Annotated in this window: 21 protein-coding genes; 10 read left to right on the top strand and 11 right to left on the bottom strand. The window is 34.6% G+C overall.

The annotated features are described in order from the left end of the window. Positions 1–145: 145 nt before the first annotated feature. The 5 genes from H6F32_RS07135 to H6F32_RS07115 all read right to left on the bottom strand — a co-directional run bounded on the left by H6F32_RS07135 (position 146) and on the right by H6F32_RS07115 (position 6,457). Entirely contained in the window at positions 146–2,119 is a 1,974-nt protein-coding gene (locus tag H6F32_RS07135; RefSeq protein ID WP_190368635.1) for a protein kinase domain-containing protein, read from the bottom strand. Between the two features lie 202 nt (positions 2,120–2,321). Beyond that, positions 2,322–3,092 carry a protein phosphatase 2C domain-containing protein gene (locus tag H6F32_RS07130; protein ID WP_190368646.1) on the bottom strand — a complete coding sequence of 257 codons (771 nt, stop codon included), beginning with the start codon at positions 3,090–3,092 and terminating at the stop codon, positions 2,322–2,324. A 108-nt stretch (positions 3,093–3,200) separates the two neighbouring features. After that, a complete protein-coding gene (locus H6F32_RS07125; RefSeq protein WP_190368634.1) occupies positions 3,201–3,857 on the bottom strand; it encodes a VWA domain-containing protein in 657 nt (218 codons plus the stop codon). Positions 3,858–4,132: 275 nt separating this feature from the next. Then, positions 4,133–4,297 carry a CopG family transcriptional regulator gene (locus H6F32_RS07120; protein ID WP_190368633.1) on the bottom strand — a complete coding sequence of 55 codons (165 nt, stop codon included), beginning with the start codon at positions 4,295–4,297 and terminating at the stop codon, positions 4,133–4,135. A gap of 528 nt (positions 4,298–4,825) precedes the next feature. Next, positions 4,826–6,457 (bottom strand): DUF6930 domain-containing protein, encoded by a 1,632-nt coding sequence (locus H6F32_RS07115; RefSeq protein ID WP_190368632.1) that lies wholly within the window; start codon positions 6,455–6,457, stop codon positions 4,826–4,828. Positions 6,458–6,762: 305 nt separating this feature from the next. Here H6F32_RS07115 and H6F32_RS07110 point away from each other — a divergent pair, with 305 nt between their 5' ends. From H6F32_RS07110 to H6F32_RS07100, 3 genes are all read left to right on the top strand, one after another. Next, positions 6,763–7,119 carry an iron-sulfur cluster assembly accessory protein gene (locus tag H6F32_RS07110; RefSeq protein WP_190368631.1) on the top strand — a complete coding sequence of 119 codons (357 nt, stop codon included), beginning with the start codon at positions 6,763–6,765 and terminating at the stop codon, positions 7,117–7,119. A 101-nt stretch (positions 7,120–7,220) separates the two neighbouring features. Continuing rightward, positions 7,221–7,658, top strand: a complete 438-nt coding sequence (locus tag H6F32_RS07105; RefSeq protein ID WP_190368630.1) for a M48 family metallopeptidase — start codon at positions 7,221–7,223, stop codon at positions 7,656–7,658. Between the two features lie 244 nt (positions 7,659–7,902). After that, the gene (locus H6F32_RS07100; RefSeq protein ID WP_190368629.1) at positions 7,903–8,154 is read left to right on the top strand and encodes a hypothetical protein; all 252 of its coding nucleotides are present in this window, start codon (positions 7,903–7,905) and stop codon (positions 8,152–8,154) included. Between the two features lie 267 nt (positions 8,155–8,421). Here the strand turns inward: H6F32_RS07100 and H6F32_RS07095 are convergent, their stop codons facing one another. The 4 genes from H6F32_RS07095 to H6F32_RS07080 form a co-directional block, all read right to left on the bottom strand. Continuing rightward, positions 8,422–9,342 carry a TIGR01777 family oxidoreductase gene (locus H6F32_RS07095; RefSeq protein ID WP_190368628.1) on the bottom strand — a complete coding sequence of 307 codons (921 nt, stop codon included), beginning with the start codon at positions 9,340–9,342 and terminating at the stop codon, positions 8,422–8,424. Between the two features lie 108 nt (positions 9,343–9,450). Beyond that, a complete protein-coding gene (locus tag H6F32_RS07090) occupies positions 9,451–11,838 on the bottom strand; it encodes a cation-translocating P-type ATPase (RefSeq protein ID WP_190368627.1) in 2,388 nt (795 codons plus the stop codon). 380 nt (positions 11,839–12,218) lie between these two features. Further along, positions 12,219–12,494: a TM2 domain-containing protein gene (locus H6F32_RS07085; protein ID WP_190368626.1), complete on the bottom strand. Its 276-nt coding sequence runs from the start codon at positions 12,492–12,494 to the stop codon at positions 12,219–12,221. 467 nt (positions 12,495–12,961) lie between these two features. Beyond that, complete coding sequence (locus H6F32_RS07080; RefSeq protein WP_190368625.1) at positions 12,962–14,485, bottom strand: CPBP family intramembrane glutamic endopeptidase; 1,524 nt, start codon at positions 14,483–14,485, stop codon at positions 12,962–12,964. A 314-nt stretch (positions 14,486–14,799) separates the two neighbouring features. Between H6F32_RS07080 and H6F32_RS07075 the strand changes: the two genes are divergently transcribed. After that, a complete protein-coding gene (locus H6F32_RS07075; RefSeq protein ID WP_190368624.1) occupies positions 14,800–15,417 on the top strand; it encodes a hypothetical protein in 618 nt (205 codons plus the stop codon). A gap of 122 nt (positions 15,418–15,539) precedes the next feature. On the opposite strand, the gene uvrB is transcribed toward H6F32_RS07075, so the two are convergent. Then, positions 15,540–17,540 carry an excinuclease ABC subunit UvrB gene (uvrB, locus tag H6F32_RS07070; protein ID WP_190368623.1) on the bottom strand — a complete coding sequence of 667 codons (2,001 nt, stop codon included), beginning with the start codon at positions 17,538–17,540 and terminating at the stop codon, positions 15,540–15,542. A 474-nt stretch (positions 17,541–18,014) separates the two neighbouring features. Here uvrB and H6F32_RS07065 point away from each other — a divergent pair, with 474 nt between their 5' ends. From H6F32_RS07065 to H6F32_RS07045, 5 genes are all read left to right on the top strand, one after another. Then, positions 18,015–18,218 carry a hypothetical protein gene (locus H6F32_RS07065; protein ID WP_242031072.1) on the top strand — a complete coding sequence of 68 codons (204 nt, stop codon included), beginning with the start codon at positions 18,015–18,017 and terminating at the stop codon, positions 18,216–18,218. Beyond that, on the top strand, positions 18,215–20,290 hold the full coding sequence (locus H6F32_RS07060) for an AAA family ATPase (protein WP_190368622.1): 2,076 nt from the start codon (positions 18,215–18,217) through the stop codon (positions 20,288–20,290). The genes H6F32_RS07065 and H6F32_RS07060 overlap by 4 nt, the downstream gene beginning before the upstream one ends. Before the next feature lie 4 nt (positions 20,291–20,294). Then, positions 20,295–20,981 (top strand): Uma2 family endonuclease, encoded by a 687-nt coding sequence (locus H6F32_RS07055; protein WP_190368621.1) that lies wholly within the window; start codon positions 20,295–20,297, stop codon positions 20,979–20,981. 63 nt (positions 20,982–21,044) lie between these two features. Continuing rightward, on the top strand, positions 21,045–21,620 hold the full coding sequence (locus tag H6F32_RS07050) for a Uma2 family endonuclease (RefSeq protein WP_190368620.1): 576 nt from the start codon (positions 21,045–21,047) through the stop codon (positions 21,618–21,620). A 77-nt stretch (positions 21,621–21,697) separates the two neighbouring features. Beyond that, positions 21,698–22,177, top strand: a complete 480-nt coding sequence (locus H6F32_RS07045) for a DNA phosphorothioation-associated protein 4 (RefSeq protein ID WP_190368619.1) — start codon at positions 21,698–21,700, stop codon at positions 22,175–22,177. A 97-nt stretch (positions 22,178–22,274) separates the two neighbouring features. On the opposite strand, the gene H6F32_RS07040 is transcribed toward H6F32_RS07045, so the two are convergent. Further along, entirely contained in the window at positions 22,275–23,867 is a 1,593-nt protein-coding gene (locus H6F32_RS07040) for a DGQHR domain-containing protein (protein WP_190368618.1), read from the bottom strand. 190 nt (positions 23,868–24,057) lie between these two features. Here H6F32_RS07040 and dndC point away from each other — a divergent pair, with 190 nt between their 5' ends. Further along, entirely contained in the window at positions 24,058–25,677 is a 1,620-nt protein-coding gene (gene dndC / locus H6F32_RS07035; RefSeq protein ID WP_190368617.1) for a DNA phosphorothioation system sulfurtransferase DndC, read from the top strand. Position 25,678: the final 1 nt, after the last annotated feature.

Raw genomic sequence — 25,678 nt, 5'->3', positions numbered from 1 at the left:
AGGACTTACGCAGGTGTCACACCAAAAATCTGATGTAGGGTGCGTCAGATAGCATAAATCATGTAAATAAACAGGTTCTTGATATCTGACGCACCTTACTAATGTGCCAGTTGCGTAAGTCCTGCTAATAAAACCTTATCAATGGCTACTTTAACCGCCAAATCTTGATAGTCTTGTCATCACTCCCACTAGCTACGGTTTGACCATCGGGGCTGTATGCTACTGAATAAACCGAGCTAGAATGACCAGTGAGGGTTTGCAGTAGGTTTCCCGTTTTTACATTCCACAGTTTGATAGTCTTGCCCTTACTCCCACTAGCTACGGTTTGACTATCAGGGCTGTATGATACGGACCTAACCGAGCTAGAATGACCAGTAAGGGTTTGCAGTAGGTTTCCCGTTTTTACATTCCACAGTTTGATAGTCTTGCCCTTACTCCCACTAGCTACGGTTTGACTATCAGGGCTGTATGATACTGAATAGACCCAGCTAGAATGACCAGTGAGGGTTTGCAGTAGGTTTCCCGTTTTTACATCCCACAGTTTGATAGTCTTGTCTTTACTCGCACTAGCTACGGTTTGACTATCGGGGCTGTATGCTACTGAAGAAACCGAGCTAGAATGACCAGTGAGGGTTTGCAGTAGCCTTCCCGTTTTTACATTCCACAGTTTGATAGTTCTGTCCGAACTCCCACTAGCTACGGTTTGACCATCGGGGCTGTATGCTACTGACCTAACCCAGTCAGAATGACCAGTGAAGGTTTGCAGTAGGTTTCCCGTTTTTACATTCCACAGTTTGATAGTCTTGTCATCACTCCCACTAGCTACGGTTTGACCATCGGGGCTGTATGCTACTGACCTAACCGAGTTAGAATGACCAGTGAGGGTTTGTAGTAGGTTTCCCGTGTTTACATTCCACAGTTTGATAGTGCTGTCCACGCTCCCACTAGCTACGGTTTGACCATCGGGGCTGTATGCTACTGACCTAACCGAGCCAGAATGACCAGTGAGGGTTTGTAGGAGGTTTCCTATTAATTGATTACTATTAACTTGTGGTTGTGATGTTGATTCCACCACAGCAGATGAATTTGCTTTCACAACTCCAGGAAAAATATCAACACCAAGATTTGTAGAGCGATCGCACCAATAACAATGACCAAAAGTTCTACTATAAAAATGACTATCTACCTTATCACATACAGTTAACCTATTATTTCCTATTGTTAAAGCCTCCAACCACTCCCTAGCCGTAGGGCGTAAATTGGGATTTTTATAACCATCATTAAAGCATTTCAGAAAACATTGCTGAATTTCTGGATGGACAATCTCTAGGGGAATTGTTCTTGCTGCTGCGGTAATTAAAGTATTTGACCCATTAACCCATAAACCCCGACGGATAAGTTCATTAGGTTCTGGAGGTTCCCCTGCACCAGTCCATTTTCCCTGAAAAGGACTATTACCACCAAATAATAATTGATAGATAATTACCCCTAACCGGAATCTATCATGTATTTCCGTTTGCTCAATAATATCAAAATCTTTTCCCATTAATTCCGGTGGTGTATATCCTTCCGAACCCACTAAACAGCGATAAACCTGACCATTTTTCGGATTTTTCACCTGAAAAGAATCTGTATCAATAATTGAAGGTAAAGCCCGATTATTCACTAAAATATTTTGTGGTTTAATATCACCCAACACATAACCAGCAACGTGCAGGGCTTCAATAATTGAGACAATATTTAGCGCCGTTGTGTGCAGAAACCGCCAATCAATCTCTAGTTTTAAAGCTTTGCGACGACGGGGATTATAAACATCAATAAGTTCTTTTCCATTCTTAATTTCTGGCATTAAAAAGCCCACAAAATCACCCTGAGCATTTTTCAAAACTGACTTAGGCCAAGCAAAGGAAACATGATAAAGATGGGAATTTGGTTCTGTGGGTGGGTGATCTATCATTACTGCTAATTTTTGCACCCGTTCAGGTGTGGGAGAATGGTATATTTTCGCTAAATAACCATTTTGATTAGTTCGCCAAACTTTTGCTTCACCACTATTAGCAATCTCTTCACCTACCAGAGTAATTGATTTTCCTGTACTGGCACAAGTAAGAACTGTCATAGAATTTTAATTAGATTTTAATTAGATAGGTTGAAATAAACATCAAATGGTATTTCAAAAGTTGCAAAATCAATTTTTAACCCCTCTGGTAAACCTCTCCCCTGCAAGGGGAGAGGCTTTAAAACCCGTGCATGAAAACTCATTTTTTCATGTTCCCTCTCCTTGTAGGAGAGGGTTAGGGAGAGGTTTTTAGAGTGATATGTTAGTTTTCCAAACAACACAAAAGCAAAGTTTTATCATCATCAGTGCGAGAATTTAACCGCTCAGAATTGAGGAAATCAATCACATATTTATCATCTTCTTCTGGTTTATCTGTTTCTCGCAAATATTCCTCCAAAGGTTTAAAAAATGGCGCGTGAGGTTGCCAGTCACTCAAGCGAATTGCTACTTTTTCTAATCCATCAGTAGAAGCACAAATAAACCCTTGTTTACCTGAAATTACCTGTACCTGCATTTCCTCCAACGCATTAGCTGAAGTGACAAAAGTTGTTTCGTTGAAAAATTCCCCCTTATCTGGTTCAAATAATAATTGATATTCTGCATCTTGGCGATGCACTACCATAAATCCATCGCCAATTTGCATGGCTGCAACCCATTGAGGAGTTGCGATAAAAACTAAAAGAGTACAAGCTAAATCACTGACAGAATAACCTTTATTATCTGCTTCTTTATTGAACGCCTTAATAACTTCATTGACAAATTTAGCGAAAACTTCCTTAGCTTCCACTTCCGAAAGTGGTTGAGAAAAACTCTTTTTATCAGGAAGTTCATTAATATCAGCAAAGCATTTAATTACAGTTTCTACCGCCAATTCAGAACCAAAGTGAGAATATTTAGCACTCCCAGCCCCGTCAGCAACTGCGCCCACAATCACATTATTAAAAATGCGATATTTTCCGCAGTCTTGACAAGGTGTTTTTTGCTCCTTATGACTTGTTCCCACCGCATAACGCGCTATAGCTTTCCAACCCACAATAAATAAATCCTCAAAATCTAATTTAACATCCCCGACTTCTTCTTTGATCATGTCAATAAATTATTAACTTAATATTAGAAGTCGGGGATCTGGTTTTCATTCAGATTATGTTGTAATTTGCCCCCATCCCACCGGCGGTAATGCCACAGCCTCCCCTACTTTGCCACTAGAAACCCGTTTCATAGAACTGGAAAGCCAAAGAAATAAAGAGCGAAAATCTAAGCCATTCAGGGTCACTGGCGGACGTTCAGGAGGGGCAATTTGTTTAAGTTTATTCATATCAGCACCCTGAACACCAACAGTAAAAAACAACATTCGACGCTGTTCTTCTTCTTCTCTTACTCTTTGCGCTGCACCCTCCCAATAATCTGTAGGCGCACCATCGGTAATTAAAAATACCCAAGGACGATAATAATGGACACCGTTATCTTTATAAGACTGTTTGCGTTTTTCCAATAGGTCTAAAGCATATTCTATGGCTGCACCCATTGGGGTGCTACCATCTACTTCTAGTTTGGGCGGTATAAAATGGTCTATGGTGACAAAATCTTGTGTTAGTCGCACAGGTCCAAAGGTGACAATAGCCACTTCTACACTTAAAGAAGCATGAGCATCTTTCATCACATCTTCTTTAAAAGCTGCTAAACCCCGATTTAACTCCTGTATCGGTTGTCCTGACATCGAACCAGAGGTATCAAGTAGTAAAATTACCGGACAACGATTTTCCGGGTTTTCCACAAATTCAGGCATTCCTACTGGCATTTTCGATACTCCTGGTTAATCAACTGGTTAATCAAAACGAGATGCAAATTATATACTTGACATACTATTTACATATTAAATTATATTGGTAAGATCACAATTAAAATATTGATATTTTTACTGAATTAAATTAATTATATATTTGACAACACAAACTATTAAACAATTGCTGTCAACAATCAAGTATTACATTAGGGGAAGGGTATAGAGTTTACGGAGTAATATGTAATAATTTTAACTATTACCCATCACTCCGCACCCTGCACTAGTAAGTATTACACCTCAACTTGCTGTGAAGGTAAACTTCTAATCAGTTCTCGAATTACATCAGTAGCAGGTCTTCCTGTTTCCTGACAGTATTTCTCTAATTTTTCGGCTTCTTGAGTAGCCAAATTTACAGTTATGCGTTTAACCGCCCATTTTTTATTTGTCATTATCATGCACTTAGCTGTATATTAATTTCATCTAGTTGGTTTAGCGACATCAGCCCTATTGAGGTTTTGACAGTTTGACTATCAGTTTAAAAGGAGTTAAAAGGAGTAACTGAATCATTAATGTTATTAACAATTGCGGGTTTGTCAACTACTCAAGGTCTGAAATAAATCGGCATAACCTACACTATAAAGGTAAATTAAGATGATAAATGTTACCATTCTTAATACTTTTAGAAGTATAACACTTTTACTTGATTTGTAAACTTATAGTCAGAGTGAGGAATCAAAAACCAGAAATTAAGAATCTGAAACCCTGTTGTACAAAGAGTTTCATCATCAATTCATCTTCTAAAAATTCTCTCTATTGCTAGATAAAAAAGAATAAGAACAGGGTTTAAAGTCGGTTGTTATCTGGGTTCTATCCATCGCTTACACTGAGTTATGCTATCAATTAATGTACTATTACCATAGTCATATATTTGATCATACTATTGTATTTAAGGTTGAGAAAGGTATATTTTAGTATATTTTTACCTAGTCAACATCAAACTGCGGTGTAAGTTCTAGTACACCTAGTCCTAGTTCTTTAGCGGTAACAAATCGGGCTGGGAAAAAAGCCATCATATCTCGTAAATGCGGATTACCACGGGACGCGCCTGTGAGTCCTTTCGCAATAATTAAGGCACAATAGCCATTGTTATTTTTACAACGTTTATCCCATTTTTTACGTGCTTCTCGATGGGTAGGATCATTTTCTAAAAATTCACCAAAGAGAAATAGATGTTCGTTCCTAGTCTGTAATAATCCTAAATCATAGCGATCGCCATCGAAAGGATTGTGTCCTGGGTTAAAACCTATGGCATTTAGTCCATCTGCTTCATGAATCTTATCAATGACTATTTTCGCTTTAGGGCGGGAAGTTTGAATCACAACCACTGCTAAACCATCCCCCACTCTGGGAAATTCTATCTCTGGTTGTTGGTTAATTTTGCTAGAGAGATAATCTAAACTTTCCCAAGGTATAACCCCTAAACTGAGAAAGGAGTCTTCTGGAATTAAATCATCTCTTAAAGGATGTTGATCCTTCTCCTCTTCATCTTCTTCCCATGCCATTTCAGCCATTTCTTGCAATTCACTGGCTAATTCTGGCAAAGTAGATACTGTTACTGTGAGTGATCCCAATTTAACGGATGGATCTGTTTTGGGTAAAGAAATACGATATCGTTGGCTAAGATTCGCAAAATCTTCTTCATACAAATGGGGACGATGATCCCGGAAAAACTTTAATAAACTTTCAAGAGCTACAAAGGCTAATAATGCTTCTTCTTCATACAATACTGATCTTAATCCTTCCAAGGGATGAATATTACCAAAAGCAGGTTCAATACTTTCCACTGGTACATTTCCTAAATCGTTATCTTCATTTTCTTCTTCGTCTAAAGATTCAAAAGTAAGAAATAAACAGTCCTGTTTGAGAAAAGCCTCTTCTAAATTGTGACTATTTTCTTCATCGTTTGTTATTACTGATAGCCGGAAACGCTTTAAAGAGTCCTCGGAACGGTACAATAAAATTCCATATTCCATCCCCAACATTCCCATAATTGAGACATAGAGTTTTTCTACATCCCACTTATTTACTTCTATACATAATATTTGATGTTCTTCTAAAAACTCCCAGGGGGCGACTTCCCAAATTTCCAAAGCCTTATGGCGTAAAGTTTGGGCGTATTGTGGAGGTAAGTCAGGAACTTGGTTATCCATCACTTCCGCAAAAGAACGGAAAAGCTCATCTATAATTGGTAATTCTGGTATATAATCAATAGCAATATCTAAATCTTGTAGTACCCCACGTAGATAAAATTGAATTTCTCGATCGCGCACGACAATTCTTTGTGGTCTAGCAGGTTTAGCAGGACTTTGGGGATGTTCAATAGCCCGCATTAAAGTGCGGACAACGGCTTCCGGTCCAACTTTATTATCTACCATATCCATAGAGCGCACCACGCCTTGAGAAGCGTCTACCCAAATAATACAGTCGCCTTTAGCTTCAGGATCGGCAAATTGGGCATGAGGGGGTGATAATGGACGGCGATCGCCCTCCCATACAGAAGGAATTTGGGTTAATTTCTGCAACCGACGACTGGTAGAGCGATTAAAATTTGTCATAAACCTAACTGAACCAAAATAAAGCTATAAATGAGGGAACAGAGAATAGAAAGAGGGTGTGAAGGGGTATGGAAGCCGATCCACCAATTACCAGTAAGTAAACAATAAGTGAAACTTTAAACCTACTTAATTTCTTAATTCTAAAACAAAAATCGCTAGTTGCTTAATTATAAGTTCAAGGATGATGTTTTTACCAGGATTTTTGCTTTGATGATCAATTCTTATCCAGAGACCGCTAAAATATCGCTAAAATAATTGTCAAAACAGTAGATGATATTGATCAAATCACATAAGGGGTAAATTATATGACACAAGCAACACAAACTCAACAACGTGGTATACTGTTGTCTGAATCAGCACTAAGACAAGTCAAGTCACTTCAGGAAAAACAAGGTCAAGACTTATGCCTGCGGGTAGGTGTCAGACAAGGTGGTTGCTCAGGAATGTCTTATATGATGGATTTTGAACAACTTGATAAAATTACTCCTAATGATGAAGTTTTTGATTATGATGGGTTTAAAATAATTTGCGATCGCAAAAGTTTACTCTATCTCTATGGTTTAATGCTGGACTATAGTGATGCCATGATTGGCGGTGGTTTCCAATTTACTAATCCTAACGCTTCTCAAACCTGTGGTTGTGGTAAATCTTTTGGAGTGTAATAGCTGTCAGTTATCAGCCGTCAGCTACAAAATTTATATTTAGGTGAAATTCTCACTCCTCGATCTCCTCACTACCCATAAAATGTACCCTTGATTAATTTATGACACAACAAACCGAAGTTAAAGCCATTGATGAATTATTTGACCAAGGATTAGAACGCTATAAAGCTGGAGAATCTATAAAATCACTCATTCCTGTATTTAAAGAAGTATGCGATCGCGCACCTAGAGCCAGTTCAGCATGGATTTGTTTATCTTGGTTATATCTTCTCGATAATCAACCACAATTAGCATATAAAGCCGCAAGTAAATCTGTTAAAATTAATCCTCAAGATCCCCAAGGTCGGATTAATCTCGCTTTATCTATGTTAGAAACTGGTCAAAAAGGTTTACGAGAACATATTGACATAGCACAACAATTGATTTTTGTCAATGAAGAATGGAAAGAAGAAGTAAAAAATAGTCTCGAAGATGGTTTAACCAGAAAACCTGATTGGAAAAACTTACTCAAAGTGAGAAAATGGATATTTGAGGAATAGGTGATTGGTAATTGGTAATTGGTGATTGGTAATTGGTGATTGGTAATTGGTGATTAATACAGCAGTTTCCGTTATTATGAGGTACAGATGTTAATGATAAAACCCTTGTAACACAGGCATCTTGCTGTGTTCATAGTGTACCTCCTGTAGATAGAATGTGCTGTAACTACTGATTACTGATTACTGATTACTGACTCCTATCTCCTATCTCCTATAATATTATGTTGAGCAAGAAAGTATTAATATGAAAGATAAACTATTAAATGGGTTAAACTTAATCTTGGTAGCAGATGTATTTCTGGTTTTGTTAGGTTTTGGATGGTTTGCGATCGCAGTTATTGGAGATGCTTCAGGAATTAACTTAGGTTTAGACCTGTGGCATAAATTATGGATACCATTATTTAATCCTGCCATTGGTATTTTAATGGGAGGCGCATTACTTAGTGGTATGATTAGCTGGGTATCTAAAAAGTTGATCAAAAAAGATTTGTCGTAAGATATTATCGAAAAATTATGTTCATAGGAAATTTATTCCCAGTCACTACAGCAAGCATCTGGAAATTTATGCAATTACAATCAACAACCATCACTATTGATTTAAGCTAATATTTCCTAGTCAATGTAGGTAAAATAATTGGCATGATCATAAACTTCATAGAGTCATCAAAATGAACTCAAATTAAACTTTGCGTCTTTGCGTCTTTGCGTGAGATATAATTAATTATCATGGTGTATTAATACTAACACACCGTAATATATTATCTTACTTTAAAATCTCTGTTAATGCCAATTCTAAATCAGGATATACAAACTCAAAACCAGACTCTAAAGTGCGTGTAGGTAAAACTTTTTGCCCTTCTAACACCACTTTTGCACCATCCCCTAATAATGCTTCCAAAGCAAAACCAGGTACAGGCAACCATGAAGGACGATTCATCACTTTACCCATTGTGGCACTTAAATCATTCATTCGCACTGGGTTAGGAGCCGTAGCATTATATACACCATTCATCGAAGAATTGGTTAAAGCAGCCATAATTAAACTTACTAAATCATCTAAGTGAATCCAAGAGAACCACTGTTGACCACTACCAATTGGTCCGCCTGCAAACAATTTAAAAGGTGTAATCATTTTACCTAAAGCACCACCAATTCCTAAAACAATACCAAAACGCAATATGACCAATCGCACATTTAATTTGGTGACTTTATTAGCTTCCGCTTCCCATTGTTGACACACTTGAGAGAGAAAGTCGTTTCCAGAGGGGCTATTTTCGTCAAAGGTAGCAGTTTCACTAGTACCATAGTAGCCGATCGCGGAAGTATTGACTAAAACCTGGGGTTTAGGGTTTGCTTGAGTGATAGCGCTGACTATTTTCTCTGTTCCCAGTTTACGACTATTGAGTATCTCTTGTTTTTTTTCTGGTGTCCATCTTCCTTCAGCAATAGGTTCTCCAGATAAATTTACCACTCCATCACAGGTAGATATTTTTTGACTTAAACTGTTAGTATCAATTTGACTATAATTAACAATTTCTACCTGGGGAAAATTAAGTTTAGGAAATATTTTTTCCGCAAATGTAGGGTTACGAGTTAAGATAATAATTTGATACTTTTCTTGATTTAATCTTTCCACCAAACGACTACCTACAAAGCCTGTTGCACCAGAAATTGCGATTTTCATATCTGAGTTTTTCCTAATTTTTCCTAAATTATACTGTATCAGGCGTGCTGCGGTTATTTTTTAGCTACCCCGACAGAAGCCCCCAAGTCTGACTAGTCAAGCACCCTACTAAAAACTCAGCCTCTTTAACAAAATTGAGTTAGTGACAACACTTACAGAACTAAAAGCCATAAGTGCGGCTGCACTAGATGGACTAAGTGCAAAACCCCAATTAGGTAATAGCATACCTGCTGCTAGGGGAATGCTCACTGTATTATAGGCAAAAGCCCAAAATAAGTTTTGCCGGATGGTATTAAATGTAGCACGACTGAGTTTAATTGATTTAACAACATCTGTAATGGAGTTACCCATAAGTACAATTTCTGCTGTTTCTATGGCTACATCTGTTCCTGAGTGTAGCGCTATACCTATATCTGCTTGGGAAAGGGCAGGGGCATCATTTATACCATCTCCTACCATAGCAACAATGGCGGGTGTTTGTCCAGATTGTAGTGATTGAATGGTTGTAGCTTTTTGGGCTGGTGTAATTCCTGCTCTAACTTGATGATTTTCTATACCTATTTGTTGAGCGATCGCTTGTACTGCTTCTTTTCTATCTCCACTTAAAATCATTACTTGTAAACCCATATTCCGCAGTTGTTCAATGGCTATTTTTGCATCTGTTCTTAAAGTATCACTAACTGCAATTAATCCTGTTACTGTTTGTTCTTTAGCTACAGCGATTACTGTTTTACCTTGATTAGCTAGGTCTTGTCCTGTTTGTTCTATGGTGGAGTTAATAGCGATGTTATGGAAGTTGAGCCATTCCCAATTGCCTAAAATGACTCTTTTACCACCGACAATAGCAGAAACTCCTCTTCCTGGTTCTGTATGGAAATTTTCGGCAGGAATAATATTTATATTTTCTTGTTTTGCTGCTTGTTGAATAGCATTAGCGACTGGATGACAAGTACCAGCTTCTACAGATGCAGCTAATTGTAGTAAGGATTGACTATTTTCTGTGGGATCAATTACAATACAATCGCTAACAATAGGTTTACCTGTGGTGAGTGTTCCTGTTTTATCAAAGATGATGGTATTAAGTTTATGAACTTTTTCTAATACATCTCCTCCTTTGATTAAAAGTCCTTTTTCAGCACCTATACCTGTACCAACTAAGATGGCAGTAGGAGTAGCTAGTCCTAAAGCGCAAGGACAAGCAACTACCATAACAGCGATCGCTAATTTCAAACTAATTAATAATGCCGAATATTCATGAGGAGATGCTAATTCGTGACTAGTATGTTCCATAATATGAACCGTTGTCATTGGTGCGGAGGGAATAACATTTGTCCAAATATGAGTTCCTACAAAGTACCAAAATAGGAAAGTTAAAGCAGATGCAGTGAGAACAAAATAGGTAAAATATCCAGCCACAGTATCAGCTAATTTTTGTACCGGGGCTTTACGAGTTTGTGCGGTTTCCACCAAATTGATAATTTGGGCTAATGTAGTATCATTACCAGTTCTTGTGGCTTGAATAGCGATCGCTCCCGATTGATTTAATGTTCCTCCTGTTACATCATCTCCTGGTTTTTTCATTACTGGTAACACCTCCCCAGTCAACATAGACTCATCTACCGTTGTCTGTCCCCATGTAACTTTACCATCCACAGGAATTTTATCACCGGGTAAAACCTGTAGCCATTCCCCACTACGCACTTCTTCGGCTGGAATTTCAATGATATTTTCACTAGAGAGTAGTTTCTCTTCATCAGGTTTAATAATTAACTTTGCCGTTTGTGGTGCTAATGCTAATAATTTTCTAAAGGCTTTTGCTGCTTTACTACGAGCGCGTTTTTCCAAACCTCTTCCCAACAGGATGAAACTTAACATCATTACTGGTTCATCAAAAAAGCACTCCCAACCAATTTTAGGGAAAAACAAAGCAATTAGACTGGTAGTATAGGCTGTTAATGTTCCCAAACCAATTAAACTGTTCATATTAGGCGCATTTCTTCGCCAACCCAGCCAACCATCTTGTAATATAGGCCATCCAGGAATTAAAATCGCAATGGTAGCTAGTCCACAATGAAACCAAATATTATTAAAAAAGGGTAAAATGACACCAAAATGTTGAAAATGACCAATTCCTGATAATAAAAGTAATAAACCAGCAATTACTAACTGTTGGTTAACTTCTCGTATTTCCTGGCGTTGTCTAGTGGTATAATCAGCGATCGCCGATATATTAGTTATACTTTTATTAGTGCGTATTTGACTAGGAAAACCTTTATCTGTTAATTCTTTTACCAAATTTTCCGGATCTATACTGTTAAATTCCATTTCTACAACAGCCATCTCTGTTGCTAAATTAATAGATACACTTTTTACCTCTGGATGTTGGTTAAGCTGTTTTTCTACTGCTTTAACGCAACCTCCACATTTCATACCTCTAACATCGAAAATAATTTTTTCTGTCTTATGTTCAGGGTTGGGAATAATTTGAGTTTGCATGGCTAATTCTTATATTAACTATCTATTGATTATGCCAAATATGATAGTTGAAAATCAGAAATTAAAGATTAAAAAAATTAATCAGGACTTACGCAACTGGCACATTGGTAGGGTCTGGTTCCACAAGTTCACCAACCACGTCAGACAGTATAAATCATGTAAATAACCAAATTGTTGATATCTGACGCACCCACTCAACAGATTTTTTAGTGTGACACTTGTGTAAGTCCTATTAATAAGCTAATGTGCAGCACTGTATAATTAAAAAATCTGAAGTTACAGTAGCACAAGCATCTTGCTTGTATTAATTATTCAAGTTAAAAGCACAACAGCTTAATATCCCCGACTTCTTCAATAATTCAGGGATATGGATGTATGAATTAAAACCAACCTTGTTTTTTGACAAAATAAGTATTACTAAAATCTTCAGAACTTTTGTTTAAATAGATCATAGCTTCAATTAGTGCAATAATCTGCATAATTATTAATGCAAAACCGTAGGTTAAAGCACCACCAACTACAGCAATAATTAACATTATACACCCTTCAGATTTGTAACCTAAAATAAATTTATGCAGTCCAAAACCACCAAAGATAATTGCAGCATAACTAGCTAATATTTGTTTTGTAGCGTGAGATGATTTAAGATGGGTCATAATTTCAGTATATTAGGTAATAGAGAAGATAGAAAATATGGAGAGTATATTTTCCTTCTAAATAAAGTTTTTAAAGTTTTTAAAACTGGTATGACTATCATTTACGAATTTATAATATACTTATCAGGATAATTTTGTAAAAATGGCGTGAAAATTGCATAACCTTGGGAAAACAGGATAGCTGATGATGATTAAATAAGTCATAAAATTTACGAACACTTAGGCATAAATGATGAAAATACATAAAAAAATAGGACTTGAGTATAATTCTCAAACCCTATATTTTCATAAATAAATGCAGGACTTAAGCAACTGGCACATTGATAGGGTGTGGTTTGACAAGCTTACCAACCACGTCAGACAGTATAAATCATGTAAATAACCAAATTGTTCATATCTGACGCACCCACTCAACAGATTTTTTAGTGTGACACTTGCATAAGTCCTAAAATGATAGCTGACAGCTATTATTTGCTACCTAAAATAAACAAACTCAGTAATGTACCACTATTCCAAAGACTATGAAGAAACATAGGTGCTAGTAAATTACGAGAACGAGTATAAACCACACCTAAAACCACACCTAACGCAGTTAATGGTAAAATTTCTGATAAACTCAAATGGGCAGCAGCAAATAATAAACTACTTGCTAAAATTGCCCCCCATACTGAAGTATAACGAGTCAAAGAAGGTAATAGAAAACCGCGAAATAGCATTTCTTCAAATAGAGGTGCTGCAATGGCCGCCGTACTAAAAAATATACCTAATGCTACATTATCTCTACTTTCTAAAGCCATTTGCAATAAAGGGTTACTGCCACCTTGTCCCTGCCATAATTTTTGATTAACTAATGATACAATAACCACAATTGGTAAAGCAGCACAATAACCTCCTAAACCCCACAAAAACCAGTTACTAAACAAATTAAACCGAAACCAATACTCAGGTAAAGGAAAATACCTCTTGATGGAAAAATATAAAACAGATAATGCCCCAAAAGCTACCATTAAATAACTAATTAAAATTGTCAAAGCGTCAATTCTCACATTACCACTATGTCGAGGAATAGGTAAAATAGCAAACAATTCTGGGATAAAAAGTTGCCCCATCAAGAAAAAACCTAATACAAAAACCTGAATAATAATTTCCCAATTCCAAGGAGTTTCCCAAACTAAATCACTATTTGTAGCTAATATTGACTCTCGACCTTTTAATAGACGTTGTATCAATAAAATAATTAACACAATTGACCCTGTAAAAGCTGTTAAGGTGGGAATTGTCGCAATTATGGCTAATTTGAACAAAGCCGTACTTGCTGCTTCTTGTTGGGCAATTTCTAAGGCTAATAAATCATCTTTTCTTTGTTCTAATTGATATAGTTGAATTAAAGCAGTAGTTTTAAACCAACTATCTAAATTTTTCTGAATGACTTGTTGAGAATTGGGGAATAATTGGTAAGGTTGACTCCATATTCCATTTAAAACCTTAGCTGTTTGTAGAAATTGAGAGTTGATATTTGTATATTTGGTTAATTCATACCAAGTTTGAGTAGCTTGTTCTATTTTACCTTGTTTAGCTTGTAAAATTCCTAAACGTAATTTAACTTCTGCGAGTAATTTTTCTAGTTCGGAAATTGATTTTCTGATGGTTTTTTCATCAGGTATAGCATCAGAATCTTCAGAAGAATTTGAACTTTCTAATTGTTTATTGATACTTAACAAGCTATTTTCAATAGATGTACTTGCTTCTTGATATTGTTGGATCGCGCTTTCTAAAGGTTTATCTCCTAAAACTGCTTCTTGAATTGTTTGTAAACTATCATCTTGACTATTTTGTGATTGCCAGGCTTGTGCCTGTAAGATAATATTCGTCTGGTAGAGTTCCAAACGACTTTGAAATTGTGGTTTTTGCCAACTATTAAATAATGATGTACCTGATAATATCACTGCTAATAGTGTAAGTGCAATTAATAGTAATCTTTTGATGGTCATTTATTCCTCTTTTTTTTCGACGTAAGCAGTAGGAGTTTAGCATTGCTAAAACCCTACATATCAAGAATACCTTAATTATTATAAGGCTAGAATTTGATTTTTACCAAACAAATCGAGTATAATAATGTAAGTTGCCAGTTGCATGAAGTAGGGTGCGTCAGAATCTTAAAATTGGTGATTTTAACCTAAATTATTCTGCCTGACGTACCCTACAGACTACAAAATATCCGAAAATTAATAACTAGCAACTTGGGTTATTAATTACTAATGTCACGAAATTAACCAATTTACCAGCAAACAACTTAGATAAATATATGTTTTTTAAAACCTCTTTAGCAGCACAACTAGAACAATGGAATAATACTATCAAACAAGAACCAAATAATCCTAGATATTATGTACAAAGGGGTATGATCTATTTTAAATTAGGTAAAATAGAGGAGTCTATTGCAGATTTTGATATGGCTGAAAATTTAGATTTTAGTATTACGCCTTATTTGTGGCAAAGAGGTTTATCATATTATTATGTAGATAGATTTGCCGATGGTGCAAAACAATTTGAAATTGATTTAACTGTTAATTCTCAAGATGTGGAAGAAACGGTTTGGAGATATCTTTGTATTGCGCGGTTATCGGGTATGGAAGAAGCGCGTAATTCATTATTACCTGTGAAAAATGATCCGCGAAAAATTATGGTTGCTATTTATGATTTGTTTGCAGGTATGTGTACAGTGGATGATGTTTTGAATGTGGGGAAATTGCCAGGTTTAAAGGGTAAGTTTTACAGTCATCTTTATGTGGGTTTATATTATGAAGCACAAGGTAATTTACAGTTAGCACAAGATTATATTATCAAAGCTGCGGATGATTATAAAATTGATGATTATATGTGGTATTTGTCAGTGGTACATAAGAATTTGAGAAATAATTGATCATTAAAAAATCATGGCCAATGTAATTCACTACTACACAAGCAAAGTCCACCTGCGTGGACTTAAATTATAACCTACCCAGGTAGGTTTTGTTTGTGTAGCGGTGATTTCTAATCACTAAATTACGGTCTTCCTAACATTTTATCTCGTAAATGTTTAATGCGATCGCGTAATTTTGCAGCTTGTTCAAATTCCATATTCTTTGCTGCTTCTTTCATTTGTTTTTCTAACACTGAAATTAGTTGAGGAATACTCTCCAACTCTATTTCATCTATATGTTCATCCACTGTTTGCAACTCTGTTGCATTCAGTTTTCTGGACATATCTAAAAATGATAAAATGGCATTGCTAGATTTTTTGATAATCGGTTGTGGTGTGATACCATGCAACTTATTATAAGCCATTTGTATTCCCCGTCTTCTTTCAGTTTCATCTATAGCTTTAATCATGCTATTTGTTAATTTATCAGCATATAAAATTGCCGTTCCTTTAATATGTCTTGCTGCGCGGCCAATGGTTTGAATTAATGACCTTTCCGCACGTAAAAAACCTTCCTTATCTGCATCCATGATCACTACTAAAGAAACTTCTGGTAAGTCTAAACCCTCCCTTAATAAATTTACTCCCACTAATACATCAAAATTACCATCTCGCAATTCTTGGATAATTTCTATTCTTTGAATTGAGTTAATTTCTGAGTGTAAATATTTGACTTTAATCCTTTGATCATCTAAATATTCTGTCAAGTCTTCTGCCATTTTTTTAGTTAAAGTAGTAATTAAAGTCCGTTCTTGACGATGTACTCGATCTTTAATTTCTCCTAATAAATCATCAATTTGTCCTGCTGTTGGTCTGACAAATACTTCTGGATCAATTACTCCTGTAGGTCTAATAACTTGTTCTACAATATTATCACCAGAAACTTCAACTTCCCAATCTCCAGGAGTTGCAGAAACAAAAATACATTGATTGACTTTTTCCCAAAATTCCTCTGCTTTTAAAGGACGGTTATCCGCAGCGCTGGGAAGTCGAAAACCATGATCTATTAATACTTTTTTTCTAGCTTGATCTCCATTATACATTCCCCGTAATTGAGGTACTGTAACGTGAGATTCATCTATTACTAATAACCAATCTTTGGGAAAATAATCAATTAAACATTCTGGAGGTTCTCCGGCATTTCTTCCTGCTAAATAACGGGAATAATTTTCTACTCCGTTACAATATCCCACTTCTCTTAACATTTCTAAATCATAACGAGTTCTTTGATCAATTCTTTGTGCTTCTACTAATTTTCCCATTTCTTCTAATGCTAATTTTTGCTGTTTTAACTCTTCATAAATCTCTGTACAAGCCATTTCTACTCTTTCTTTTGGTGTGACAAAGTGCCGTGCTGGATATATATTGATCATCCCTAAACTACTGATAATTTCCCCAGTAATAGGATCAATATATCTAATAGCTTCTATTTCATCTCCAAAAAATTCAATTCTAATAATTCTATCTTCATAAGCTGGTCCAATTTCTAAAATATCACCCCTAACTCTAAATTTTCCTCTGCCCATTTCTACATCATTACGGGTATATTGGACTGATGTTAATTGTCTTAATACTTGACGTTGATCTAGTTCCATGCCTATTTCTAAATGTATGGCAGCTTTTAAATATTCTGCTGGCATTCCTAACCCATAAATACAACTAATTGATGATACTACTATGACATCTTTTCTTTCAAATAATGAACGAGTTGCAGAATGTCTTAACATATCTATTTCTTCATTAATTGCAGAGGTTTTTTCTATGTATGTGTCTGTTTGAGGAAGATATGCTTCTGGTTGATAATAGTCGTAATAACTAACAAAATATTCCACTGCATTATCAGGAAAAAATTCTCTCAATTCGTTACATAACTGTGCGGCTAAAGTTTTATTATGTGCTAATAATAAAGTGGGTTTTCCTATTTTTTCAATTACTGCTGCTATGGAAAATGTTTTTCCTGTTCCCGTCGCTCCTAATAATGTTTGATAGCGATCGCCTTTCGTAATACTATTTACTAATTGGGCGATCGCCTGTGGTTGATCTCCTGTGGGCGTAAAAGGTGCTTTTAATTGAAATTGTGTCATATTTTTATCGGTTTATCAAACAATATTTTTACAATCATTCATTAATAATTTTAACAATAATATTCCATACTTCTCAACCTATACCTGACAAGTTTGATCTTTTATCAGTATTTTCTAAATTAATTTTTACATAAAAATTATCAATAAATATATTAGTATTAAATATTACTTTGTTATTGGAGCTATATTTATTTACAAAATTTACAAATCTTAATAATGAGATTTAGATTTATATGCTATATTTTTTATAATGGAATATTTGTATCTTTTTACATTAAAGCAAATTTTAATTATAAAACTATCATCTTATAATTTATCATTAAATATAGGAAAAAGTCAACTAGTTTCTACAGCAAAAAACAAATTTTTTGTAATTTTTATTTTAAAATATTACATAAAATTTACAGTGATAAATGTCGGTGCAAACATGGTTAAAATAGAGAGAAAGTTAGTTACACCAAAGATTACATAAAAATGATGTTAATAGAATCAAATATAGAGTCAGAGAGTGAAAATATTGCCATTGAAGATGTACAAAAACCAATTATGAGCGCACCACCAGAAGTAAAACAGATCATCGAAAAAGTGTGCAAATTAGAAAAATCAAGATTAGCTCGCAAGAGTAAAGCAGCAATTAATGATGATATATTAATGATAATTAAGGAAGCCGTGCAATGAAATTAACATCCATCAGATTGTATAATTTTCGGTCATTTTATGGGAAGACACCAGAAATTATCATAGCGGAAAATGACCTACGAAATACAACAATTATTCATGGGAATAATGGCGCAGGAAAAACCACAATATTGAATGCCTTTACATGGGTATTATATGAGAAATTCACTGCCGCATTTGCTGCTGTTGACCAGTTAGTAAATAAGAGAGCGATCGCCGAAGCAGAACATAATCAAACCATAGAATGTTGGGTAGAAGTTGGTTGGGAACATGAAGGAAACCGTTACCGTGCAAAACGCACTTGTCGCACACATAAAAGCAGCAACTTATTTTTAGAAACCAGCAAAAGTAAACTAACAATTCAAGTTTCTGGAGACGATGGTAAATGGTATTTTCCCATTGAACCACCAGAAGAAATAATTAACAATATCCTGCCATCAATATTACATCAATATTTCTTTTTCGATGGAGAAAGAATAGAACAAATAGTACGTTCTGATAAAAGATCAGAAATAGCAGAAGCAACAGAAACATTTTTAGGAGTAAAAGTCATTGAACTAGCAATTAGACATTTAAAAGAAGCCAAAAAAAGCCTAGATAGTGAATTAGCAGCAATTGGAGATGCGGAGACAAAACAACTATTAAATCAACAAAAAGAACTAGAAACAGAAACAGAAAAACTGCATCAAAGACAAACAGAAATCAAAAGAGAATTAGAACATCAACAGACATTTAAAAAAGACATTAGTAACCGACTAATAGAACTATCTGCTGTCAAAGAATTACAAGAAAGACGGCAGAATTTAGAAACTCAAAAACGTACCAATCAAGAAGAACTAAAAAAAACCAAAGAAACCATTAAAAAGATCATCTCCAAACAAGCCTATACAGTTTTATTAGGAGACACCAATAGTAAATTTAGAGAAATTATCACCCATTTAAAACAGAGAGGAGAACTCACATCAGGAATTTCCAAAGAATTTGTATCAGACTTAATTCAAAATGGAAGATGTATTTGTGGCGCAGAATTAAAAGAAGGAGGACATGGACATTTTCACGTCAAATCATTACTAAGAAAAACAGGATCTTCCACAGTAGAAGAAACAGCAATTCGCATGGGAGCGCAAATAGATGATCTTGATAAACAAGCCATATTATTTTGGGAGAATGTAGATAGAGAACAACTGAGAAATACCCAACTCAGAGATACAATATCCCAAATTGAAAAAGAAATAGATCAAATAGAGGAAGTATTGCGAAAAGATCCTAATGAAGATATTAGTGGATTACAAAAAAGGCTAGATTTCATAGAAGCAAAAATTGATGAATTAAATAGAGAACAAGGTGCAAATGAAAAAGAAATTTCCCATATAAAAACCCAATTAGATAGTTTAATTAAACAACTTTCTAAACAAAAACAAAATGAAGAAAGACAAATATTAGCACAACGTCGAATTACCGCCACTCAAGACGCAATTGAAAGATTAATAGAAGTCAAAAATAGACAAGAGAACCAATTTAGACTACAATTAGAAAAGCGAGTTCAAGAAATATTTTTTCAAATTTCTTTTACCCCCTATATACCCAAAATAACCGAAAAATATGAACTAATATTAGTAGAAAATACCACAGGAATAGAAGCACCAGTAGCAGCTTCCACAGGAGAAAATCAAATTCTCAGCCTGTCATTTATTGCTAGTATAATTGATAAAGTCAGAGAATGGAACGAAAAGAGAAAAATCATTATAGTTCCCGATAGTAGCACCTTTCCTATAGTCATGGATTCACCTTTTGGCAGTTTAGATGCTAATTCTCGTCGTCATATTGCCCAAACAATTCCCAAATTAGCAAATCAATTAGTGGTATTAGTAACTAAAACACAATGGAGAGTAGAAGTTGAAGAAGAAATTGCTGATAGAATAGGGAGGGAATATGTATTAACTTATTATTCCACTAAACCTAATTGTGAACAAGATTTTATTGAATTAGGAGATGAAAAATATGCTTTAGTGAGACAAAGTTGTAATGGTTTTGAATATACGGAAATTATTGAAGTTGAAAGAGAGAGGTAATATAATGACAGTTGTTGATTTACCAACTAACATATCTAATTCATCCGCCAATTTATCAAATAATATACCACAAATTATTACAGATAAATGGGTAATATCTAACTGGGATGAATTTATGAAAATTGCGGATAATTCCCATTATCAACAAGCAAAGTTTTATTACTGTCAAAATTACATGAGAGTAGAAATGTCTCCAGTAGGTTTTCGTCATGGCCGTCATAATGCAGTTATTTCTAAAGTAGTGAGTTTATTTGCTACTTTAAGAAACATCAAAATTGTTGAAGCAACAAATACCAGTTTTAGAAAAACAGGAGAATTAGAATCACAACCAGACATCGCTTTTTACATTGGTAACGATCTCAAATTTCCTGCTTTAAATAATTCCCCTATCAATATTAATGAACTATCAGCACCAACATTAGTTATAGAAATTGCTGCTACTTGTATTAATGATGATTTAGGGTTTAAAAGGTTACTTTATGAACGTTTAGGAGTGAAAGAATATTGGGTATTAGATGCAAATAATTATGATATTATCGCTTTTGAAATTATTGATAGAGGAAGTAGGAAAATTACAGAATCAAAAGTTTTACCAGGATTAAAAATAGATATTGTTAAAGAAGCAATTCAGCGTAGTCAAAATCAAGATGATGGAGAAATTAATCGTTGGTTGTTAAATATTTTTAGTTAGGTTGTGATTTTTTAGTTAAATTGTGTAATAATAGTGCAATCAACAAAAAAGAGGTAAAAAATAATGGTTGCTGTTCCTAATAGAAATTATATGAGTCCCCAAGAGTTTTTAAAATGGGAAGAATTGCAAGAAATTAAATATGAATATTTTAATGGAGAAGCGTATGCTATGACAGGAGGAACAATTCCTCATACTACCATTGCATTAAATTTAGCATCAGGATTAAAAAATCATTTACGGGGAAGTAAATGTCTTACTTTCATGTCAGATGCTAAATTAGGTATATCAGAAAAAGGTCCATTTTATTATCCTGATGTAATGGTAAGTTGTGATCCTAGAGATAAACAAGCTATTAAATTTATTCAGTTTCCTTGTTTAATTGTTGAAGTACTTTCTCCTAGTACAGAAGGTTATGATAGAGGTAAAAAGTTTGAAAAATATCGTACTATTTCCAGTTTACAGGAATACGTTTTAATTGATTATCAAAAAATTGGTTTAGACTGTTTTCGGTTAAATGATCAGGGAATATGGGAATTACATCCTTTTATTGAAGGAGATGAAGTTTATTTAAAAAGTGTTGACTTTCGTTTTCCTTTGTCTTTGGTTTATGAAAATGTTATGTTATTAGAAGATACTTAAATTACAAATTATCAAGAAAATTAATGTTTTTGCTGATTTGAGATATGATATTTCTTGATTAATAATGGAAGTTGATTATGGCGGAAACTGGTAGAATTAGGGTTGCTAAAGATAAAGCTGATTTAGTTAAGGGTTTAACCTCTACTGATGGAGGAAACGGTCCGTTTCAAACTTTTGCTGATGTGATAGTTTTTGCTGCTGCTTTAGGAGTTAAACATAATAAGCGTGTTCCTTTGGGGGAAATTTCTAAACGTGAACCAGCACCAATTAGATTAGAAATTTTTGCCACTATGGGGTATGATAATATTATTAAATTAATTGGATTTACAGAAAATCAAGATATTAGGATTTTATCCCCTAATGAAGAAGAATATGAAAAACAACGTAATGAAATTTTTGAAGAGTATGCTAATGGAGGTTTGGAAATTTTAGGAATTGAATTAAGAGGTTCTGTTGATTATACTGATAGAATTTTATTATATTTGATTTCTGATAAACAGAATATAAATCAAGAAAACGAAGATTTTGATTTAAGGAAGTTTCTTAGTTCAACATAGATTCAACAAAGAAAATAGTTGAGATACCTAACTTCTTAAACAAGTCGGGTATCTTGATATTTTTATTATTCAATATATATTTCCGCTATAAATACAACTACAAAATCACTGGTAAACCTATATCCTGGGGTTTAACCAACCTACCATCAAAACCAATAGTATTGTCTTCTGTACTTCTAGCATTAGCTAAACTCTTACGTAAATTAGCCACTTCCATCTGTTCATTTATTCCCCCCAAAATATAAATTAATAACTTCACAGCTAAATCTTTTCCTGATACCTGTACCCGCTTTTTATTAGGATCATATAATACCCCATACCACAAAGAATGAGGATGTTCCATACCACTAAAACCACCTTGACGATCAAATTTTCTTAACTTCTTAAAAACATCTTCTAAATCAAAACCTTTTCTAAAAATCAAAATTCCTAAAGCCTGCGCTAAAGCAACTTGAGACACAGGACGAAATAACATATTACCTTCTCCTCCTCCTTTTTCAAAACTAAAACGTCTCAAAACAGGTGTGTCTTCATGTTCTAAAACTTTATAACTGGGAAGACTCGATAAATTATCAAATAACTCCGTAAAATCTTCAATTCCTTCCTGTAATTCATGTTCTTCTGGCCGCATAGGAATTAACCCCTTTTCCAAAGGTTTCCAATGGGAAAATTTCTGCCCTAAATATTGGTTTGACATATCCTGTAACGCTTGCAAAGTAGTTAAAACAGTAGAATTAATTGCTACCGTTGTACTATTCCAATTTACACGCTGTTTCCGCCCATTCTTCTCTGCTAAAAGTGGATGATTCACCGCAATTTTGCGGGCTACAATGGCAAAACCATCATCTTCATTTAACTGTGTTAATTGTCCCTTAGTTAAAGGTGCAGCCATCAAATTTACATGAACAAAAATAGACCTAATTCGTTGTTTTGCTGCTGTATAATTTTCACCTTTATTAACTGCACAAATAAACTCAATGCCGATTTTTTCCTGGGGTAAATTTTTCAAATTATTAATATCTACCTGATAATTATCTACTAATTCCGATATAGTAATAAAACTATTAATAGGAGTTTTATCCTTTTTGTAACGTTGCAAATTACCATTTTTAATTAACTGCAATAAACCCTGTACTCCCATTAAACGATGTTGACCATCCAAAGCATAAATACTCACATTATCTTCAGCAACATTGAGTAAACCCACTTCACCATTTTTATTTAAAGGAATAAAATCCATAGTAGATTGTTTAGCATAACCATGATTATCCCACTGTTCCGCTTTAGATTCGTCGACCCAAGATTGATTAATTACCACTAAAACTGGTGGAAACTTATGGTTTTTTCTAGCTGCTAAATATTGAACTAACGCTCCTTGACGCGACCAATCTAAAGGACGTTGTTGAACTTCATCAATACTATCGGCATCAATTTCAATATTTTGTGTTTCTGAGTTGTACTTATGTTTAAGTAGAGGTAAAGATGAAGCATAATTAACTCTATTTGCAAACCATTCTAAAGTGACAGAACCCACATAGGACTTTATACCACCCATTTCAGTTTCTTGGACAAGAATATAGTCTTTTTGACCTAAAAATTTATTTAGTAATAAAGATAACGTTTCTTCGTTAGCATTTTCTGGGTACTGTTGCGAAATATTACCCTTTAGTTCAGATGTATTATCAGTCATGGTTAGTTTTTAAAAATTAATGGTGAGATGGAATAGTTGACTGTTGCTAAAAATGGCATAATCAAAGTATAGTTTTTAAAAAGTGTTTGGGAAACTTAAAAACAATTCACTGAGTATAATTAGTTTCCTGTACTTTGACTTATATTAAGCAAAAATCCGGTTGCATCCATATATTAGCAGGTATCAAATCATGACTACAGCGCAACAACCAGAAATACAGACTTCAGAAAATCGTACTGTAGCAGAATTTATAGAAGATATTAAAGCACTGAGTAAAGAAATTCAAGATTTATATTGTTTAGATGCTATTCCTTGGGTTGTGGGTTATTCTGGTGGTAAAGACAGTACAGCTACTTTACAGCTTATTTGGAATGCCATTTCTGAATTACCTCCAGAAAAAAGAACTAAAACTATTCATGTAATTACCACAGATACAGGTGTAGAAAATCCTTATGTTTCTGGTTGGGTACGTACTTCATTAAAACACATGGAAATTGCCGCAGAAACACAAGCAATGCCAATAAAACCACATTTATTACAACCAATAACAGAAGATTCTTTTTGGGTAAATTTAATTGGTAAAGGATATCCTGCACCTCGTCATCAATTTCGCTGGTGTACTTCGCGTTTAAAGATTAATCCTGCTAATCAATTTATTCGTCAAATAGTAAGAGCTAATGGAGAAACTATTATTGTTTTAGGTACACGAAAAGCAGAAAGTGCTACTCGTGCAGCTACTATGAGAAAACATCAAGTTGGTAGAGTAAGAGATAGGTTAAGTCCAAATGCAAGTTTACCAAATTCTTTAGTTTATACGCCTCTTGAAGATTGGCGTACTGATGAAGTTTGGATTTACTTAAATCAATATCAAAATCCTTGGGAATATAGCAATAAAGATTTATTTAATATGTATCGAGGAGCAACAGCAGATAATGAATGTCCTTTAGTTATTGATAGTTCTACTCGTAGCTGTGGTGATTCACGTTTTGGATGTTGGGTTTGTACATTAGTAAATAAAGATAAATCTATGGAGGCAATGATTCAAAATGATGAAGAAAAAGAATGGATGCAACCTCTATTAGATATGCGTAATGAATTAGATATTAGAGATGATAGAGATAAAAGGGACTTTCGCCGGATGTGGGGGCAAGTTCAATTATTTGAACGTGATATTAAAGGTGAAACTTCTATTGAACCAGTACCGGGACCATATACAAAATATTGGCGAGAATATTGGTTAAGAAAACTCCTAACAGCACAAACAGAAATGCGTCAAACAGCACCGGAAAATATGCGGGATATTACCCTAATTTCCATAGAAGAATTGAGTGAAATTAGAAGAATATGGTTAGAAGAAAAACACGAATTTGATGATAGTTTACCCCGTATTTATCAAGAAGTGACAGGAGAAAAATTTAAAGATCCTCGTCCAGGATCAGATTATAGTTTACTTGGTAGTGATGAATGGCAAATATTAGAAGAAATATGTGATGGTGACGGAATGCGCCTAGAATTAATGTCAAAACTGTTAGATACAGAAAGACAATTTAAAAAGAAAGCGCGACGTATTGGTATTTTTGAGAGTTTAGAAAAATGCTTTGATACAAGTTCCCGATCTCAAGAAGATGCTATTAGAAATGCCCATTTAAAACGGGATTTACGACAAGCTGCTAGTGATGGAGATGTAGCCAAAATTAGGGAAGCATTTAAACAATTAAAGTTAGATGCAGCATCAAAAAAGGAAGAAAGTCAACCAGAGAATAAACCAGAAAACTTTGCCCGTATGAAATTTCAGAAAAAGGAAGAATAAA

It is taken from the genome of Anabaena sp. FACHB-1237 (assembly GCF_014696225.1).
GTDB lineage: Bacteria > Cyanobacteriota > Cyanobacteriia > Cyanobacteriales > Nostocaceae > FACHB-1237.
Note: the sequence above shows the minus strand (reverse complement) of the source record. Positions and strands in the feature narration are given on the sequence as shown.

What these genes read in the sequence shown, in the direction of transcription:
- H6F32_RS07135 (WP_190368635.1), bottom strand. Translation starts at nt 2,119, where the DNA reads ATGACAGTTCTTACTTGTGCCAGTACAGGAAAATCAATTACTCTGGTA.
- H6F32_RS07125 (WP_190368634.1), bottom strand. Translation starts at nt 3,857, where the DNA reads ATGCCAGTAGGAATGCCTGAATTTGTGGAAAACCCGGAAAATCGTTGT.
- H6F32_RS07120 (WP_190368633.1), bottom strand. Translation starts at nt 4,297, where the DNA reads ATGATAATGACAAATAAAAAATGGGCGGTTAAACGCATAACTGTAAAT.
- H6F32_RS07115 (WP_190368632.1), bottom strand. Translation starts at nt 6,457, where the DNA reads ATGACAAATTTTAATCGCTCTACCAGTCGTCGGTTGCAGAAATTAACC.
- H6F32_RS07110 (WP_190368631.1), top strand. Translation starts at nt 6,763, where the DNA reads ATGACACAAGCAACACAAACTCAACAACGTGGTATACTGTTGTCTGAA.
- H6F32_RS07105 (WP_190368630.1), top strand. Translation starts at nt 7,221, where the DNA reads ATGACACAACAAACCGAAGTTAAAGCCATTGATGAATTATTTGACCAA.
- H6F32_RS07100 (WP_190368629.1), top strand. Translation starts at nt 7,903, where the DNA reads ATGAAAGATAAACTATTAAATGGGTTAAACTTAATCTTGGTAGCAGAT.
- H6F32_RS07095 (WP_190368628.1), bottom strand. Translation starts at nt 9,342, where the DNA reads ATGAAAATCGCAATTTCTGGTGCAACAGGCTTTGTAGGTAGTCGTTTG.
- H6F32_RS07090 (WP_190368627.1), bottom strand. Translation starts at nt 11,838, where the DNA reads ATGCAAACTCAAATTATTCCCAACCCTGAACATAAGACAGAAAAAATT.
- H6F32_RS07085 (WP_190368626.1), bottom strand. Translation starts at nt 12,494, where the DNA reads ATGACCCATCTTAAATCATCTCACGCTACAAAACAAATATTAGCTAGT.
- H6F32_RS07080 (WP_190368625.1), bottom strand. Translation starts at nt 14,485, where the DNA reads ATGACCATCAAAAGATTACTATTAATTGCACTTACACTATTAGCAGTG.
- H6F32_RS07075 (WP_190368624.1), top strand. Translation starts at nt 14,800, where the DNA reads ATGTTTTTTAAAACCTCTTTAGCAGCACAACTAGAACAATGGAATAAT.
- uvrB (WP_190368623.1), bottom strand. Translation starts at nt 17,540, where the DNA reads ATGACACAATTTCAATTAAAAGCACCTTTTACGCCCACAGGAGATCAA.
- H6F32_RS07065 (WP_242031072.1), top strand. Translation starts at nt 18,015, where the DNA reads ATGATGTTAATAGAATCAAATATAGAGTCAGAGAGTGAAAATATTGCC.
- H6F32_RS07060 (WP_190368622.1), top strand. Translation starts at nt 18,215, where the DNA reads ATGAAATTAACATCCATCAGATTGTATAATTTTCGGTCATTTTATGGG.
- H6F32_RS07055 (WP_190368621.1), top strand. Translation starts at nt 20,295, where the DNA reads ATGACAGTTGTTGATTTACCAACTAACATATCTAATTCATCCGCCAAT.
- H6F32_RS07050 (WP_190368620.1), top strand. Translation starts at nt 21,045, where the DNA reads ATGGTTGCTGTTCCTAATAGAAATTATATGAGTCCCCAAGAGTTTTTA.
- H6F32_RS07045 (WP_190368619.1), top strand. Translation starts at nt 21,698, where the DNA reads ATGGCGGAAACTGGTAGAATTAGGGTTGCTAAAGATAAAGCTGATTTA.
- H6F32_RS07040 (WP_190368618.1), bottom strand. Translation starts at nt 23,867, where the DNA reads ATGACTGATAATACATCTGAACTAAAGGGTAATATTTCGCAACAGTAC.
- dndC (WP_190368617.1), top strand. Translation starts at nt 24,058, where the DNA reads ATGACTACAGCGCAACAACCAGAAATACAGACTTCAGAAAATCGTACT.